Source organism: Chromobacterium sp. CCUG 30098 (genome assembly GCF_059916605.1).
This window is the reverse complement of record NZ_JAUCGS010000002.1, coordinates 474,297-489,063: the sequence shown is the minus strand read 5'-3', so window position 1 is coordinate 489,063 and position 14,767 is coordinate 474,297. Positions and strand designations below refer to the sequence as shown.

Annotated in this window: 18 protein-coding genes; 5 read left to right on the top strand and 13 right to left on the bottom strand. The window is 56.6% G+C overall.

Annotated features, from left to right (window positions below; translation table 11 throughout):
- Positions 1-56: 56 nt before the first annotated feature.
- Together cobD and cbiB are read right to left on the bottom strand one after the other, a co-directional pair.
- Positions 57-1,043 carry a threonine-phosphate decarboxylase CobD gene (gene cobD / locus QUG03_RS07920; protein WP_500819791.1) on the bottom strand — a complete coding sequence of 329 codons (987 nt, stop codon included), beginning with the start codon at positions 1,041-1,043 and terminating at the stop codon, positions 57-59.
- Positions 1,036-1,977, bottom strand: coding sequence for an adenosylcobinamide-phosphate synthase CbiB (gene cbiB, locus QUG03_RS07915; protein WP_500819790.1), 942 nt, complete (start codon positions 1,975-1,977; stop codon positions 1,036-1,038). The genes cobD and cbiB overlap by 8 nt, the downstream gene beginning before the upstream one ends.
- A gap of 130 nt (positions 1,978-2,107) precedes the next feature.
- Here cbiB and QUG03_RS07910 point away from each other — a divergent pair, with 130 nt between their 5' ends.
- The 3 genes from QUG03_RS07910 (at position 2,108) to QUG03_RS07900 (ending at position 5,300) form a co-directional block, all read left to right on the top strand.
- Positions 2,108-3,577 (top strand): cobyric acid synthase, encoded by a 1,470-nt coding sequence (locus QUG03_RS07910; protein ID WP_500819789.1) that lies wholly within the window; start codon positions 2,108-2,110, stop codon positions 3,575-3,577.
- Positions 3,578-3,792: 215 nt separating this feature from the next.
- Positions 3,793-4,254, top strand: a complete 462-nt coding sequence (locus QUG03_RS07905; RefSeq protein ID WP_500819788.1) for a hypothetical protein — start codon at positions 3,793-3,795, stop codon at positions 4,252-4,254.
- 470 nt (positions 4,255-4,724) lie between these two features.
- Positions 4,725-5,300, top strand: a complete 576-nt coding sequence (locus tag QUG03_RS07900; protein WP_500819787.1) for a DUF2726 domain-containing protein — start codon at positions 4,725-4,727, stop codon at positions 5,298-5,300.
- A gap of 70 nt (positions 5,301-5,370) precedes the next feature.
- Here QUG03_RS07900 and QUG03_RS07895 read toward each other — a convergent pair whose 3' ends face one another.
- From QUG03_RS07895 to QUG03_RS07860, 8 genes are all read right to left on the bottom strand, one after another.
- Positions 5,371-6,045, bottom strand: coding sequence for an H-NS histone family protein (locus QUG03_RS07895; RefSeq protein WP_500819786.1), 675 nt, complete (start codon positions 6,043-6,045; stop codon positions 5,371-5,373).
- 189 nt (positions 6,046-6,234) lie between these two features.
- Positions 6,235-7,167: a zonular occludens toxin domain-containing protein gene (locus tag QUG03_RS07890; protein WP_500819785.1), complete on the bottom strand. Its 933-nt coding sequence runs from the start codon at positions 7,165-7,167 to the stop codon at positions 6,235-6,237.
- Positions 7,168-7,178: 11 nt separating this feature from the next.
- Complete coding sequence (locus tag QUG03_RS07885; RefSeq protein ID WP_500819784.1) at positions 7,179-7,532, bottom strand: hypothetical protein; 354 nt, start codon at positions 7,530-7,532, stop codon at positions 7,179-7,181.
- Positions 7,529-8,953, bottom strand: coding sequence for a hypothetical protein (locus tag QUG03_RS07880; protein WP_500819783.1), 1,425 nt, complete (start codon positions 8,951-8,953; stop codon positions 7,529-7,531). The genes QUG03_RS07885 and QUG03_RS07880 overlap by 4 nt, the downstream gene beginning before the upstream one ends.
- 69 nt (positions 8,954-9,022) lie before the next feature.
- Positions 9,023-9,277, bottom strand: coding sequence for a hypothetical protein (locus QUG03_RS07875; RefSeq protein WP_500819782.1), 255 nt, complete (start codon positions 9,275-9,277; stop codon positions 9,023-9,025).
- A 234-nt stretch (positions 9,278-9,511) separates the two neighbouring features.
- Positions 9,512-9,718, bottom strand: coding sequence for a hypothetical protein (locus QUG03_RS07870; protein WP_500819781.1), 207 nt, complete (start codon positions 9,716-9,718; stop codon positions 9,512-9,514).
- A gap of 18 nt (positions 9,719-9,736) precedes the next feature.
- Positions 9,737-11,065, bottom strand: coding sequence for a phage/plasmid replication protein, II/X family (locus QUG03_RS07865; protein ID WP_500819780.1), 1,329 nt, complete (start codon positions 11,063-11,065; stop codon positions 9,737-9,739).
- A 1-nt stretch (position 11,066) separates the two neighbouring features.
- Positions 11,067-11,387 carry a CTX-RstB family phage integration protein gene (locus tag QUG03_RS07860; RefSeq protein ID WP_118267649.1) on the bottom strand — a complete coding sequence of 107 codons (321 nt, stop codon included), beginning with the start codon at positions 11,385-11,387 and terminating at the stop codon, positions 11,067-11,069.
- 255 nt (positions 11,388-11,642) lie between these two features.
- On the opposite strand from QUG03_RS07860, the gene QUG03_RS07855 reads away from it, so the two are divergent.
- On the top strand, positions 11,643-12,059 hold the full coding sequence (locus QUG03_RS07855; RefSeq protein ID WP_500819779.1) for a DUF3693 domain-containing protein: 417 nt from the start codon (positions 11,643-11,645) through the stop codon (positions 12,057-12,059).
- 34 nt (positions 12,060-12,093) lie between these two features.
- Here the strand turns inward: QUG03_RS07855 and QUG03_RS07850 are convergent, their stop codons facing one another.
- Together QUG03_RS07850 and QUG03_RS07845 are read right to left on the bottom strand one after the other, a co-directional pair.
- Positions 12,094-12,789, bottom strand: coding sequence for a DUF1906 domain-containing protein (locus QUG03_RS07850; protein WP_500819778.1), 696 nt, complete (start codon positions 12,787-12,789; stop codon positions 12,094-12,096).
- Positions 12,790-12,863: 74 nt separating this feature from the next.
- Positions 12,864-13,172, bottom strand: a complete 309-nt coding sequence (locus tag QUG03_RS07845; protein WP_500819777.1) for a hypothetical protein — start codon at positions 13,170-13,172, stop codon at positions 12,864-12,866.
- Between the two features lie 327 nt (positions 13,173-13,499).
- Here QUG03_RS07845 and hpaR point away from each other — a divergent pair, with 327 nt between their 5' ends.
- Positions 13,500-13,949: a homoprotocatechuate degradation operon regulator HpaR gene (hpaR, locus tag QUG03_RS07840; protein ID WP_500819776.1), complete on the top strand. Its 450-nt coding sequence runs from the start codon at positions 13,500-13,502 to the stop codon at positions 13,947-13,949.
- On the opposite strand, the gene QUG03_RS07835 is transcribed toward hpaR, so the two are convergent.
- Positions 13,950-14,750, bottom strand: coding sequence for a M90 family metallopeptidase (locus tag QUG03_RS07835; protein ID WP_500819775.1), 801 nt, complete (start codon positions 14,748-14,750; stop codon positions 13,950-13,952). It abuts the gene before it with no gap.
- Between the last annotated feature and the right edge of the window lie 17 nt (positions 14,751-14,767).

Genomic DNA, 14,767 nt, shown 5'->3' with positions numbered 1-14,767 from the left:
GGTCGGATGATACGTGACAAAAACCAGGCTGTGAACAGCTGGCGTTTTGATTTTAATTACAATCGCCGCCAATCCGCCAAGGCCTGTTCCAGCCGCGCCCAGTCCTGTTCGCCGCTAGGCAGGCCAAAGCGCAAGCTGGGCAGGGACTCGAAATAACGGCTCAAGATGCCGAGCCCCGCCAGATGGCGATGCAAGGGCCGGCTGGCCTCGCCGGGAACCCACTGGAACAGTTCGCAGCCGCCGGCCGGGGCGAGCCCGTGCCGCTCCAGACAGTTCCGCAGCCGCGCGCTATCGCGCAGCAGCTTGCTCCTCATGGATTGCTGCCACGCGGTGTCGCCAAGCGCCAGCGTCACCGCTTCGCGCGCCGGACCCGCCATGGCCCAAGGCCCCAGTTCCTCGGCCAAGGCCTGCCGCAGCGCGGCCTGGGCGAACACGAAACCGGCGCGGGCGCCGGCCAGGCCGAAGAATTTGCCGACCGAGCGCAGCACGATCAGGCCCGGCTTGCCGATATGGGGGAGCATGCTGTCCCGCGGCGACGCATCCAGAAACGCTTCGTCGACCAGCAGCCAGCCGCCGCGTTCCGCCAGCCTTTGCCGCCAGTCTTCCAGCAAAGCCGGTTCAAAACGGTCTCCGGTGGGGTTGTTGGGGTTGCAGATTTGAACCACGTCCAGCTGATCAATATTCGCGGCCAGCCCGTCCGGCGTGAACCGTTCCACGCGGTGTCCGCGCCTTTGCCACTGGTAGGGGTGTTCGGCGTAGCACAAGGTCAACATGCCGACGCGGCAGGGCGCTCGCAGCCGCGGCAGCACCTGGATGGCGGGTTGAGAACCGGCCACCGGCAACAGTTGCCCGCAACCGTAATATTCCGCCGCCGCCGCTTCCAGCCCGTCTTGGTCCTGCGGCAGCCGCAGCCAGCCGTCGGCGGACAGCGGCGGCACTGGCCAGCCATTGGGATTGACGCCGGTGGACAGGTCCAGCCAATCCCCAGGCGGAATACCGTATTCAGCGGCCGCGCGCAGCAGGCCGCCTCCGTGTTCAAGCATGCATGACTCCAATCAAAACAGCCCACAATAGGGAAAGACCGGCCCACAGCCATGCGCCGCGGCCGACCAAGCGCACCGCGCGGCCGATGTCCTGATGCGTGGGCGCGGGGCCGCAGCCCAAGGGCGGGCGCTCCTTCCACTGGCCATGGTAGCGCGCGCCGCCGCCAAGGGAGACGCCCAGCGCGCCGGCGCCGGCCGCCATCACGGGGCCGGCGTTGGGACTGTACCAAGTGGGCGCCTGCGCTCTCCAGCAGCGCCAGCCGCTTGCCGGGTGGCCCAGCAGCAAATAGGTGAGGGCGGTCAGCCGCGCCGGGACATAGTTCAACACATCGTCGAGGCGGGCGGCGGCCCAGCCAAAATGCAAATAGCGGGCGTTCTTATAGCCCCACATCGCATCCAGCGTGTTGGACAGCCGGTACAGTACCGCCCCGGGCGCGCCCAGCAGCAGAAACCAGAACAGCGCGGCAAAGACCGCGTCGCAGCCATTTTCCAGCACCGACTCAATGGTGGCGCGGGCAATCCCGGCCTCATCCAGCTCGCTCGTGTCGCGGCTGACGATCCAACCCACCCGTTCACGGGCCAAGGCGAGATCGCCGTCGGCCAGCGCCTGTCTGACCACCTCCGCATGCTGAGCCAAGCTCCTGGCGCCCACCGCCAGGTAGAGCAGAACAAGCGGGACAATGGCTGACAGCAGCGGCAGCCGGGCCAGCAGCCAGGCCGCCAGCGTCAGAGGCAGGATCAAGAGTGAAACGGAGAGGGCGCCGCGCAGACGCATGCGCCAGCGGGGCTCGGCATCGGGCGAGGAGGGGTAGGCAAAGCGCTCAACGGCCCGGGTCAGTCGACCGAAGCCGACCAATGGATGCCAGCGCCGCGGCTCGCCCAGCAGGCGGTCCAGCAACAGCGCTAGCGGTAGAAACAATGCGGAATTCAACACACAACCTTATATAATGGCCGACCGCCGCTTGGAGGTATCCAATGCGCAAATTTTTAGGGTTTGGGATGGCCGGAATGAATCAAGCCGCCATTCTAAGCCTTGTTCGCCATCTATGTGCAGGGGGAATGCCATGGCCAAGACCATCATGATTCAGGGCGCCACGTCCGATGCCGGCAAGAGCGCGCTGGCCACCGGCTTGTGCCGGCTGTTGGCCCGCCGTGGCGTGAGGGTGGCGCCGTTCAAGCCGCAGAACATGGCGCTGAACAGCGCGGTGACGGTGGACGGCGGTGAGATCGGCCGCTCGCAGGCGGTGCAAGCGCAGGCCTGCGGGCTGGAGCCGCATACCGATATGAACCCGGTACTGTTGAAGCCCAACAGCCATACCGGTTCTCAGGTCATCATCCACGGGCGGGCGATAGGGAATATGGAGGCTCGCGGCTATCACGACTACAAACCGGTGGCGATGAAGGCGGTGCTGGCGTCCCACGCCAGGCTGGCGGGGCAATACCAGTGCATCATCGCCGAGGGCGCCGGCAGCCCGGCCGAGATCAATCTGCGCGACGGCGACATCGCCAATATGGGCTTCGCCGAAGCGGTGGATTGCCCGGTGATCCTGGTGGCCGACATCGAGCGCGGCGGCGTATTCGCTCACCTGGCCGGCACCTTGGCGCTGCTGTCGGAATCCGAGCGCGCCAGGGTGATCGGCCTGGTGATCAACCGCTTCCGCGGCGACCCCAGCCTGCTCAATAGCGGCATCGATTGGCTGGAACGGCATACCGGCAAGCCCGTGCTGGGCGTGCTGCCGTATTTGCACGATTTGCACCTGGAGGCCGAGGACAGCATGGGCCTGGACAAGCCGGGCGGCGCGAGCGGCTCCGGCGACAAGCTGCGCATCATCGCCCCGGCCGCGCCGCGCGTCAGCAACCACACCGATTTCGATCCGCTGCGCCTGCATCCACAAGTGGAATTCACCCTGGTGCGCGCCGGCGCGCCCATCCCACCGGCCGATCTGATCGTGCTACCCGGCAGCAAGAGCGTGCTGGCGGACCTGGCCTGGCTGCGGGCGCAGGGCTGGGAAGAAGCGATACGCCGCCATCTGCGCTACGGCGGCAAGGTGCTGGGCATTTGCGGCGGCTTGCAAATGCTGGGCCGCAAGCTCCACGATCCAGACGGGTTGGAAGGCGAACCGGGCAGCGGCGACGGACTGGGCTGGCTGGATATGGAAACCACGCTGGCGCCGGAAAAGCGACTGACGCGGATGTGCGGCCGGCTGACCTTGGACCACGCCGAGGCCACCGGCTACGAAATCCACATGGGCGTCAGCGCCGGGCCGGCGCTGCAGCGGCCGGCGCTGCATTTCAAGGACGGCGGCGCGGACGGCGCGCGCTCGGAAGATGATCAGATCCTGGCCACTTATCTGCACGGCGTCTTCGACGAGCCGGCCGCCTGCCAGGCCATCCTGCGCTGGGCCGGATTGCAAGAACCCGTGGCGCTGGATTACCCGGCGCTGCGAGAAACCAATATCGACAAGCTGGCGGACATGCTGGAACAGTTTTTGGACCTTGGGCCTATCATCAGCGGCTTGCCTAAAAGCGATTGAACCACTGAAGCCCAGGGGTGGGCTTCAGGCGGGTTCTGGCGGTGCCTTGGTTTACCCTTATGTTCGCATAATGTATATTATGTCAAATCTTAGAAACATACGGCGCAGGGTCCGCAGCCTGCTCAAATGGTTCAATTCCCTGTCCTTTTGTACAGGTTAATAAAACACAACACTTTCCATCGTTGGGGGTTCGAGCAACAACTATCCGCAGCAAAATGAAACGCAAGCTACCTTGGTGTGAGTTCCCATGCAGCCCTGACGATCTCGTCCGGGCTGTTTGTTTTCGTGACGTAACGGAAATTGCCGCAGAGATCGGCGTAGACGTTGCTGAGGTTGGCCGCTGGCGATCTGGACATAAACCAGTCCCCAAGCTGGCCTATCTCTACCTGGCCAACAAAACGTCCACAGTGCTAGGAACACAGTTCGGCCCGTTCTGGGGCTGGAAGCTGGCCAACGATGGCCAGGCGCTAATCTGCCCAGCCACGGGCGAGCGCATCAACTACGAAGAAATCGCGCTAATGCATGACTATCGCCGGGCCAAGCGCCTTGTCGTGCAACAAGCGGAGCTGATCGAACGGCTCATGATCGAGCGGGACTTCTACCGAGAGAACTGCCACCGACAAGCCAAGTTCGGCGCAATGCTGAACCGGATCATAGACCCCGACGAAGGCTGCTAGCCAAGCCATCCCACCGGCATTCCCTTTCTCATTCTTGAGAAAAAAGACGCGCTCTGTTGAAAAGCACCAAAAGCCAGTCCTGGCGCGCCTTGCAGCGCCGTTTCGATGCTGCCGCCCTCCTACCGGTTTTCTCAAAATGAGAAAAAAGACGGGTATTACCAGTCACCCGTCTAGGCCGCTACGCGGCCCAGGGCGGCGCAATGCAAACATGTCACAACGCCCTACTACGCTCGGCCAAGGCCGAGCTAGTCCCCGTTCCGCCCATTGCCGGCACAAAACGCCGGCATGGGGCCCCCACGGGCGCGCGAGCGCGGGGCTGACCATAACTAATCGCTCTACACCGTTTTTACTGTCTGCAAAAGAGCCGTGGCGTGGCCTCTCTCTATTTTCGTTACGGTGACGAATAAGATGGGTTTGCATGTAGAGTTTATTCGTCTAGCATCGCCGTTACCGTAACGCGTGAGAAAAACATGACAACGATTGCAATCATTCTCATTGTCCTGATAGTCGTCGCTGCATTCATGAAGAGCAGCAAAAGCAGTGAACTGAAATTAAAAAAAGAAGAAGCCGGGGCAAAAAAAAATGAACCCGAATACAAGGCAAGCTCAAATAAATTTGGCAATGCCAGGTTCAAGCTCAAGGGGAAAACTCTGCTCACGCAACGTGAGCAAGAGTGCTTTAACCGACTGACAAAAAGCCTATCACCTGACTTCCTCGTTTTTCCTCAAGTAGCCTTTAGCCAGATTATCGACACTGAAGGAGGGAGCAAATTCGACAACGAAGGGCTGCGCAGAACAATGAGCCAGAAAGTAGCGGACTTCGTGATCTGCAAGACAGACCTCACAATGATCGCGATCATAGAACTTGATGACCGGTCGCACATTGGGAAAGAAGAGAAAGACAGGCAAAGAGATTCGATCGTCAGGCAGATAGGACTCATGCCGCTACGGATCCCAAGAACACCCCCACAGCGAACACTAGATGAGTACGCTAGCGTGCTGAAAAGAATGCACCCCAGGGAAGAACAAGCACTAGAGCGTGCTTAATAAATTGCGGGAGGTAGTTACAAAAAAGCCCAGGGCGAGCACCTGGGCATTTTTACGAGTGGAGTTTTCGTTACGGTAACGGCGTTGCCGTAGGAATTTCCAGGTACTCGAGCTTGCCACCAGCCGCGAGCCATTCCTGAACCCATAACGGTTTACGACCCCGACCAGTCCAGGTCAATAAAGGCTCAGCTGGATGCGCATAACGAGCAGGGAAATTGTTTTTCGTTACAGTAACGGATTTAGACGTATTGGGGATTTCCGTTACCGTAAACGGCTCTGCCCCAAGCGAACGAGGAAGCACTACAGCATGACCCTTTTTTGTACGAGTCTTTTTCGTTACGGTAACGGGTTTGTCCTCAATAACCTCAATTTCCGTTACGCTAACGCTTTCTTGGGCGGGTTGATTTTCCGTTACGGTAACAGGTTCTTTGTACCGATTTTCATCAAACCAGGCCGGCATGCCAGAACGTTTAGCGCCTGCAAGATAAACCTGCTCAACAATATGAGAATAAATAACCTGCCCTTCTTTGTTGCCTGAGTCAGATTCATATTGCATACGAAGAATTGCAGAAAGAACAGCCCAATCATCAGAGGACAAATCTATTTGTACTCTGTCTTTTTTTCTTTCCCTAAAAAGACGCTGGCGCTCAGCATTAGTTAAAGCTTTGCCACTAGCCGGACGGCCACGTTTCTTAGCAGCAGGAATCAATTCAAGCGTTGCGCTGTCATTCATGTCTTTAGCCATTTCAGTGACCTCCGTTTAGATAATTCATTATCCGTTATGGTAACGAATAATGGAAGTTATTTAATTGAAATTCGTCAATTAAATTATTGGAGTTGCATTTACGCAACTAAATGCTGTGCTTTAAATAAAAAGCCAGGGAGCAAACTAAGCAAAACAAAATAAAGCCAATAAGCGAATGTGAATCCATTGCTAAAATCCTTTTTGCTGGAAAATTCTCAGATATGAACGGCGAGAAATGTCGTGACTATGGCGAATAAAAAGTGACAGGTTCATAGGCATTACTCTTGCCGGCTGGAAACGATCTGGTCGAGCTTTTGCATGAAAGGCTCCCAATCCTTTTTGTTTCCTGACAACGAGGATATAAGGAATAACCATAAGAGCACGAAGAAAAAGGCCAAAAGCTTCAGAAAGTCCTGCATAACATTTCTCCATAAATGTCTTAGGAGGCGGCATGTAGCGCCCTACCCTATGCCATTCCGGCAACATGCAATAAGTCCCATCGTCCGATTCATCCATAATCACCTGCTCGGTGTCGTAGGCATCAAAAGCCCTTTTGCCAGACGTGTACCACGTATCAGCACGGACAGGCGGATTCATCCGGCCATAGAAAACCCGCGCAACAAAAAACTTGGGAGGCCTTAACCCTGTCAGTCGTGTCACGATTGGGATTGACAGCTTGTCTAGGCGCAAGCAGTCCACCGTGTATTCGTGCAACAGCTTTCGGATTTGGCTGTCCAGGGCATCCACGTCCTGAATCTGGATAAAGACGTCCCAGCGGAATTTTCTCGCATGGACGAGCCACGCCATAATTGAACGCCGGCCTTTTTCCTGCCAATCCCGAGAATTCAGGAACACGGCACATTCATCTAGGACGAGCGCGCCGAAGGTATCCTCTGCTCGGGTTTCCGAGCCAAGGCCCAAGGCATGCAAATCATCGGAAGTCGGGATATCCGGCAAACGGATATAGCTCTGCTTTGAGCGTGGATTCTGGCAGAGCTTCTCAAGATTGATTTCGACGTTGCCGGCAATGCGCCTGCCCTGCTCTGCATACGCGATCAAGCGGCCAACGGACTGGACACCTTTGCCACCGCCAAGATGGCCCGTGATGAAGTAAACCGACATCGCAATGCCCCCTAGAATTTCTGGCCGAGCTGATAGCCGTGGATAAACTGTCGGGTTTTCCAGGAAAACCACATATAGCCAAACTTCGCTATGCGAGCCGTGACGATGGCAGAGACGCAAGACGGGAAATTGCTTGGGAGTACCAGCCAAGCCGCAGTCTGAAACCATGTGTCAGACGGCGCATGTATCAGCACCACCACCAAGCCTTGAATCACTTGCTGGAAAGCCACAAACGCCGTGACAAGCGCCACCATCAACGTCATGGCTGCGGCCCAATTCTTAGCCGCTTTAATGCCAAACTTAGTCAGAACGTCAACAAAGAAACCGGCGAGCTTGCTGTAAAACCATTCAAAGATTTTACTCATTTATCATCCTCCGGTTTCGTGCCAAGGAACATGCCCATAATCGTCAATGCCGTGACACCATACCAGAACCAAATCATGGCATTTCTGATTGGCGGCAAATACTTGCAAACAGGAATCGTCATGGAATTCGTTGACGACATCATTGGCATGTCCAGTTGAATATCCGTACATTGCGGGTCTGGAAACATTTTCATGAGCCAATCCAGGCTCAAGCTGGGCATTGTCATTCCGGACAAAAGAGAAAAGTCCGTGTCATTGCTTGGAAGGTCGCCTTTTCCCGGAGAAGATGAATCTACCTTAGTCATATCCGTCACAAGATTCACAAGCTTGTCTACGCCGGTTTTAACACCCTGTTGTGTCGTTTCTTGAGAAACACCGCATGTCCCGACTTGCTGGCAAGTTATCGGTGTACCGCCTGTCCCGGTTCCCGTGCCCGTTCCCGGCGGATTGCTCGTTGTATTGCCGGCCTCAGTTGTCGAACTAACAACTTTGCCGTCCTTAATTGTTGTCGTAGTCGTCGTATTACTAACTTTGTCGTAGCTCTTGACTTGCGTGCCGCCATCAACTGTTGGGGAAACGGTTGCTGCCGGATTTTTGTTTTTAACATCATCCCAGCTTGGGTAGATAACGACATTTCCAGAAGAGGCATCATAAACATTACCATCGGCCATTTGATATTGACCATTTTTCGCACCATCGCAAGCTGGGTTGGTTCCATCAAAAGAATAAGTATTGCCAACTCTAACAATTGAGCACGTGACACCAGTTTTTTTAACAACAGATGGGTCTTTTATTATGCAACTTCCGCCAACCTGCAAATAGCCTGGAGGGCATCCACCCTGCAAATCCGGCGAACTTACATTGCCCGTATATTTGTTTGCATTTGTAATTGGACCAGGATAGCCATCCGCAAAAAATGAACCACGATTCACCCAATTAAAGCCATTAGGGGGAGATGGTGTGGTGCCATCATCATTTTCTTTAATCCAAACCCAGCACCAGCCAGAGGAACGGCAATATACTTGGCCCCAACTCGAATTAGGCCCATATTGATCATCTCTAGCATCATCACTTTTTGTGGGAAATTTGGCTGGAGTTGAGCTTGTAGATTCTGGTGGCGTTGGGTTGCCTGTTGAATCACGTGGCCAGCCATCAGGTGATGGGAGGCATGCGGGATTGACGGCCACCATGCAGTCATAGCTTGCATCACCCGCCGGATTAGACGTCATTGCAACACCAAGAACCGGATTCCCGGCAATAACTCTCGTTGCGACTGTCCCCGCCATTTTGCCGCCATTGATTGCAGCATTCAGTATCACCGGATAGAGCGTCTGGCCAACGCCCGCGTATGACTGAACAGGTGCCAGCAATTGATATAGCGTTACGGTGACGAGAATGATAATTCTGAGTGACTTGCCCATTTAATCCTCCTAGAAGGCAATGGCGCTGCCACTGCCGTGGCCGCGCCATTTCCTTCAGAGTCGGCCCAATTAGGCGATTTTCTTAAACAACTTTTTCGCGATGGCGTACACCAGAATGATTGCGGCCACACCCAGAACATACGGCGTTACAGCAGTCGCAGAAGCATTCGCGTTGGACATGACTGCGGCGCCGGTAGTGTTCAAAGCCGCAGCCATGTCGGGCAGCGTAACGCCATCGGCCATAGCGGCAGCGGAAGCGCTAGCGCCCAGGACAACCAGGGACAGACGGGAGCCGAACTTGCGAACAACGGTCAGGTGTTTCATAGGATTTTCTCCAGAAGCTGTTTAGACGAACGGAACATCATTCCGAGCAAATAGCCTGTTCCCCAACACAGGGAGCAGTAACCGGCAATCAAGCCGATTTCTTGAGGCGTCAGAGTCATCGCTGCTGCCCCGCAAAGAAGCCGAGCGCAAAGCAGATGAACAGACCGATAATCAGGTTCAGTTCATTGCTCGGGATTTGGCCAATAACTGACAGCGAAGCAGAAGCATCCATAATCACGACGCCTGTTTAGTGGCCCTAGCCGGTGCAGAAGCTTCCGGCTTTTGAACAGGGCGATAAGTGGGTTGAGAAGATTGCGCCTCAACACGAGCCGGAGCTGGGCTCGAAACGGTGTACATCGGAGCCGGCGCATACATGTCGTAGCCAGCGATGGCCACGAACGAGATCAGCAGGCCGATGACGAAGAAAACGAGATTTCGCATAGAAACTTTCCTTTACCGTTACTGTGACGAATATTGTTGAAACACTTGTGGCCTAGAGCGAGGGACTTCATAGTCCTTCGCGGCCTGGAGCAAGTTCGCGAGCCTGTCGGGATCTTCAATGCGGCCATTGGCCACCATCGGCAGCGGAATTTCCTCGTTTGCAGCAACAGCCGCGGCGCGATCTGAACGCTCGGCCTCAGCAAGCGCCTGATCGGCTTCAAGGCGTGTGCGCTCGACAAACAAGCGCTCTTGATGCTGCCAGTACCAGTCCGGGCAAGTTGCCGGTGCGACTTCAACGACCTTGATCACGTGATTGATCTTGTCGAACTTGGCCAGCGGTTCGCTGATGTCGATACCGTAATCACGCAAGGCTTTTGCGTGACGGTAGAACGTGGCCTGGCTGACTAACTGGCGAACGTCCTCGCCGCGCAAGTAGCAAGCGGCAGTCATGCGGATTTTTGAGGGCAAGCCCTCGATGTCGAGACGAGTGATGTCCTGGCGAACGCGGGACAAGAGAGGCCGGACCTCGGCGTCAAAGAGGTTAACGATGTTGTCCATCGTGATGTCTCCCAGGAACCGCAGACCTTTGTCGCGCAGCAAGAGGCGTCCTGCCTCCATTTCCAGCCGCACAATGCCTTGTTCCCGTGCAAATTGATAAACAGGGTCACACTTGATTTGAGAGGTAGAGCGCCCATGCTTGTGACCGGGGGCGAGCATTTCGAGATACTTGATGTAGGCCTTCAACATCTTGCGACCGCCCTTGCTGCCCCAGGCGCACGACTCAGGGCTAGCGCGGTTGCGTTTGACGTTGCTGATGGACTGTGTAGAGAGCCAGCGCATGAAGGCTTCGGCGTCCTTCGGACTGCCGGTTTGATAATTGCGCGTGATGTGAAGACCGGAGATCGTAGCGCCGGTCCAGTGGACAAGGTTGACGCCGTGTTCAAGGTCATACACTGACGGATTTGCGTTTACCACCTGCTCACCAGCGGTGAAAGGAGGCAAACGGAAACGCGACAGGACTTCATTGCACTTCGCAATGGTCTGTTCGAAGTCCATGTTGAACAGGTTGTCGGGCCGATCCAGGCGACCCACGTTGCCGGACAAGGTGATGCGGAAACCGTCGCACTTGACGATAACCAGGCTATCGAAAGAGCCGCGCAGGAACAGCTTTGAAGACTGCCCCCACTCAGGGTTATCAATCAGTTCACCGGTTTCCATGTCCCTGCCCCACTTGCCGACTACACCCGAATCGACCAGCGGCAAAGTCGGTTCAACTTCACCCGTTTCGGGGTTAAGTCGACCCGGATGCAGCTGCGAGATCGAGATGTAGTCGATGAAAGCGGACATATCAGGCGGCGGCCTTGTCTACAGGCTTGAGCAGCACAACGTGGGAAACGCCGTTGACCATGGGCTGCATCTTGCCGTTGAAAATCTCGTGGCTGATGTCCAGCTGCGCATGGCAGGGATAGGTCAACGACATGAAAGCCGGTTTGGCGGAGTCAGCCACCGGCAACTCAGCGACTTCATAGCCAACGCCCAGCTTGTTGAATTTCTCGGACGCGGCGTTCTGAGCCGGGACAAGCACAATCAATGTGCGCATGTCGAACGGCTTGCCGGACTGCTTGGCAATGCCGCTCATGTGAAGGAAACCGGACAAAATGGCTTTCATGGGTAGGTCCTCAGTTGGTGCGTGAAAGGGCCAGACGGACGACTGGCCGAGAAGCGAAGACAAAGCCGGTGCGGCAGACAAAAAAGAAGGGCTTGGACGTTGTCATGGCGTGGCCATGACAACGAAATAGAGCGCAGAATTTGGACCGGTACACGGCATGCCTCCCCTGCTAAAATTGGGTAACAGACAACTTCACTCGCATGAGTGACAACCGAATATTATTCTCACTCGGTTGAGTGAACAAGAGAGGAAAACATGAAGCTCAGCAGCGACTACCTGCGCGAAGCCATGGAAAAGATGGGCGAGACAAGCAATAGGAAGGCAGGAGAAAAGCTAGGCATCCATGGGAACACAATCGGGCAATACCTGAGCGGCGAACGCATCATGGACGACTTCGCATGCATCATGATCGCCAAAACCTTGGGCATTGACGGCATGATTGTCATCGCAGCAGCACAGATGGAACGCGAGAAAAATCAAGCACGTAAGGACGTTTGGGAGGACTTGCTAAAAAAGATGGGCGCCCTCGCCCTGGGCGGGCTGACGGCGGGGGCGATGCTGATGGGGAGTCTAAGCGCTGACAATGCTAGTGCGTCTCAGCGCATGACAAATGCTGCATGTAGCGTTGCCGCAACATGCCATTTGTATATTATGTCAAATAAAGGAGGCTAGGAAAAGCGCTTCAAGTTCTTCGCCGCCTTCATCGTCAAGCCCTCTCCGTCAGAACCTGCCATCTCACCGTGCCGGCCAACTGGTCGTTTTGCGTCTGATCGGCGTCGATGCCGATCCTGTTCACCGGCTGAGGCACCAGGGTCTGCACCATTTGGTAGCCCCGTTGCGGGATCTCCGGCACGCTGCTGCAAGATTGCCAGTAATGCTGGAAAGGCAATTCATACAACTGCGCTCCGCTCAATCCCGCGTCGGACCCTACATACAAGCCTGGCGCGTAGCCCGCGGCGGAAACCGCTTCAAACCATTGCGAGCAATAGTCGGCCACATCCTGCGCCGCCGTCCCGTCCGCCACGCCTTCCAGATCGCACCAGATGTTCACGCCGGGCAATAATCCGACCGTTTTCGCATGCGCGGCGGTGTTCTGGCCGTCGCTTTTGCCCATGGCCGCATTCGGCGACCAGCCGGGCTCTCTCACATGTTGCACGGCCATCAAGACCAGGCCCGCTTCAAGAATATCCTGCGCTTCGCTTGCGGACAGGTCTGAGGCGTACTCATCGGACCCTAGCGAGAGATAACGAACGCAAAATTGGTAGCCGGAGGCGGCGAACTGCCGGGCAAGCTCCAGGGACAGCGGCGTATCGGCGTCAAAGCCATGCGCGCCGGCCGGAGCGGCTTCAACGCAGACTCCGCTTGGACTGTAAGAGGCGTTCATCTTCTTGGTCTCACGCAAAAAACAACACTCATCAGCATAAGCCAGGCGGCGTCTTGCGCAGTGGCCATTGGGATGGTTGCGTCCTGGAATGACTATGTTTCGTTTTGACGCTTGGTCGCGGGCTTGTGAAAACAATCCGGCGGCGGGTTGCCCTTGATGGCGGCGCTGTAGATTTTTCTGGCCAGCGCGAAATCGGACTCGCCGTAACACGATGGATCGGCTTTCAGCGCCTGCTCCAGCATATTGGTCAGGTGGGCCCATTCCTTATCATTTAACGTTACGGTGACGGTATTTGCCCGGTACTTTCGTTGCCGTTCCGCCCCGGACATTGCAAGGCCGGTACTAGGACGGCCGCGCTTCCTGGCTGCGGCGGCTTCGCCTTGTCGCTGTTCTTCCTTCATTGCCCGCCCTCCTCTGCCCGTTTGTGCCTGTTGGTCCAAGTTAATTATGCGTCACTGTGACGTAAATTCAAAATTATCGTCACCGTAACGCAAATTATGCTCTTGGAGGCTATGCCACTTGGCGCTTTTGCCCGTTACTTCGCCCGGTATGCATAATTAATTCAATGAATATATGGTATTGAGATGCTATTTTTTTTGTTTTTGGATTAAAATTTGGAATAAAGTAAATATGTGACAGGTATTTGCATGGCATTTTATTTGTCGAGTTCGCCCTCTCGGGCGATAACCAGCAACACTGGCTGCGCGCAGCCGGAAGCAACGATCTAAATGACCAACAAAAACATAAAACTACATAATCAACGGCTGCCCCAGCACCTGCTGCGGGCCAGGGAATCGGTGATGGCTTACTTCCGCCCGATCCTCAACCGTTACGGGGTGACAGAGCAACAGTGGCGCATTCTGCGAGTGCTGGAGGACTTTGGCGATCAGGAGGCCGGCGTTATCGCGGACCGGGCTTGTATCCTGCCGCCAAGCCTGACCGGCATCCTGGTCCGCATGGAAAAAGCGGGGCTGATCCATCGTCAGCGCGACCATGTGGACAGCCGACGTCTGATCATTTCAATGTCGCGGGACGGCCGTGACCTGATTCAACAGATCTCCCCGCTGGCGGAAGACTGTTATCGCCAGATAGAAAGCCATTTGGGCCAGGAAAAGCTGAGCCAGTTGCTGGGCTTGCTGGATGACCTGGAGAGGCTGCCGGCACCGCGCGCCGGTTGATCAGAACTCCGGGCCCGGGGCGGGTTCCGCCTCGGGCTCGGGCAACCTCGCCGCCGGATCTTGGCGGTAGAACAAGACAAGCTGCTCGTACAGCTCCGGGCTGTCCAACTTGAGATGGTGCGGCAGCTCGAAAAAGGCTTCGCTCAACACGGCGAAGAACTCGGCCGGGTTCTCCGCCGCGTACGGGTCCAGCCAGCCGGGATCGATGCCACGGTCCAGCATTCGGCACAACAAGCGATAGCCCCGGGACCAGACGCGGCTCCATTGCGCCTGTTGCATGCCCTTGTGCAAGGGCGGCGAACCGTTGGCCGGGCCATTGAGCATGTCCAGCTTGTGCGCCACTTCGTGAATCACCACGTTCCAGCCGTCCAGCTGCTCGGAGGCGCGCGCGTCCGGCAGCGACAACACCACCGGGCCGTCCTGACGGGCCTGGCCTATCAGCACGCTCTCGCTCTCATGCTGCAGGCCTATGCCGTCCATCCAGATGTCGCGCGCGACAAACGGCGACGGGTACAGCACCACGTCGTTCCAGCCGCTCAGGGCGGCTTTGCCCAGATTCATGGCGGGCAGCGCCATTTGCAGGGCCACGCTGGCGCATGAGCGGGCGCTTAAGCGCACCCCGTCTTGGCCGGAGAAGCTTTTGCTGCGCAAAACCCAGGCCGCCAGTTCGATCAGGCGCGATAGCTCCGCCTCGTTCAGCCCGGCCAGCAGCGGCATGCGCGCGGCCTGCTCTCGCAGCGCGGCCATCGTTTCCGGAGCGGTTTTGCCGGATAGCGCGCGGCGAATCCACTCAATCACCATGAACTCTCGTCCCGTTT

Excerpts from the sequence above, each read along its gene's own strand:
- QUG03_RS07835 (WP_500819775.1), bottom strand. The coding sequence starts at position 14,750 with ATGGTGATTGAGTGGATTCGCCGCGCGCTATCCGGCAAAACCGCTCCG.
- QUG03_RS07910 (WP_500819789.1), top strand. The coding sequence starts at position 2,108 with ATGGCCAAGACCATCATGATTCAGGGCGCCACGTCCGATGCCGGCAAG.
- QUG03_RS07865 (WP_500819780.1), bottom strand. The coding sequence starts at position 11,065 with ATGTCCGCTTTCATCGACTACATCTCGATCTCGCAGCTGCATCCGGGT.
- QUG03_RS07880 (WP_500819783.1), bottom strand. The coding sequence starts at position 8,953 with ATGGGCAAGTCACTCAGAATTATCATTCTCGTCACCGTAACGCTATAT.
- QUG03_RS07860 (WP_118267649.1), bottom strand. The coding sequence starts at position 11,387 with ATGAAAGCCATTTTGTCCGGTTTCCTTCACATGAGCGGCATTGCCAAG.
- QUG03_RS07890 (WP_500819785.1), bottom strand. The coding sequence starts at position 7,167 with ATGTCGGTTTACTTCATCACGGGCCATCTTGGCGGTGGCAAAGGTGTC.
- QUG03_RS07900 (WP_500819787.1), top strand. The coding sequence starts at position 4,725 with ATGACAACGATTGCAATCATTCTCATTGTCCTGATAGTCGTCGCTGCA.
- QUG03_RS07895 (WP_500819786.1), bottom strand. The coding sequence starts at position 6,045 with ATGGCTAAAGACATGAATGACAGCGCAACGCTTGAATTGATTCCTGCT.
- QUG03_RS07870 (WP_500819781.1), bottom strand. The coding sequence starts at position 9,718 with ATGCGAAATCTCGTTTTCTTCGTCATCGGCCTGCTGATCTCGTTCGTG.
- QUG03_RS07885 (WP_500819784.1), bottom strand. The coding sequence starts at position 7,532 with ATGAGTAAAATCTTTGAATGGTTTTACAGCAAGCTCGCCGGTTTCTTT.
- QUG03_RS07845 (WP_500819777.1), bottom strand. The coding sequence starts at position 13,172 with ATGAAGGAAGAACAGCGACAAGGCGAAGCCGCCGCAGCCAGGAAGCGC.
- QUG03_RS07855 (WP_500819779.1), top strand. The coding sequence starts at position 11,643 with ATGAAGCTCAGCAGCGACTACCTGCGCGAAGCCATGGAAAAGATGGGC.
- cobD (WP_500819791.1), bottom strand. The coding sequence starts at position 1,043 with ATGCTTGAACACGGAGGCGGCCTGCTGCGCGCGGCCGCTGAATACGGT.
- QUG03_RS07905 (WP_500819788.1), top strand. The coding sequence starts at position 3,793 with ATGAAACGCAAGCTACCTTGGTGTGAGTTCCCATGCAGCCCTGACGAT.
- QUG03_RS07875 (WP_500819782.1), bottom strand. The coding sequence starts at position 9,277 with ATGAAACACCTGACCGTTGTTCGCAAGTTCGGCTCCCGTCTGTCCCTG.
- hpaR (WP_500819776.1), top strand. The coding sequence starts at position 13,500 with ATGACCAACAAAAACATAAAACTACATAATCAACGGCTGCCCCAGCAC.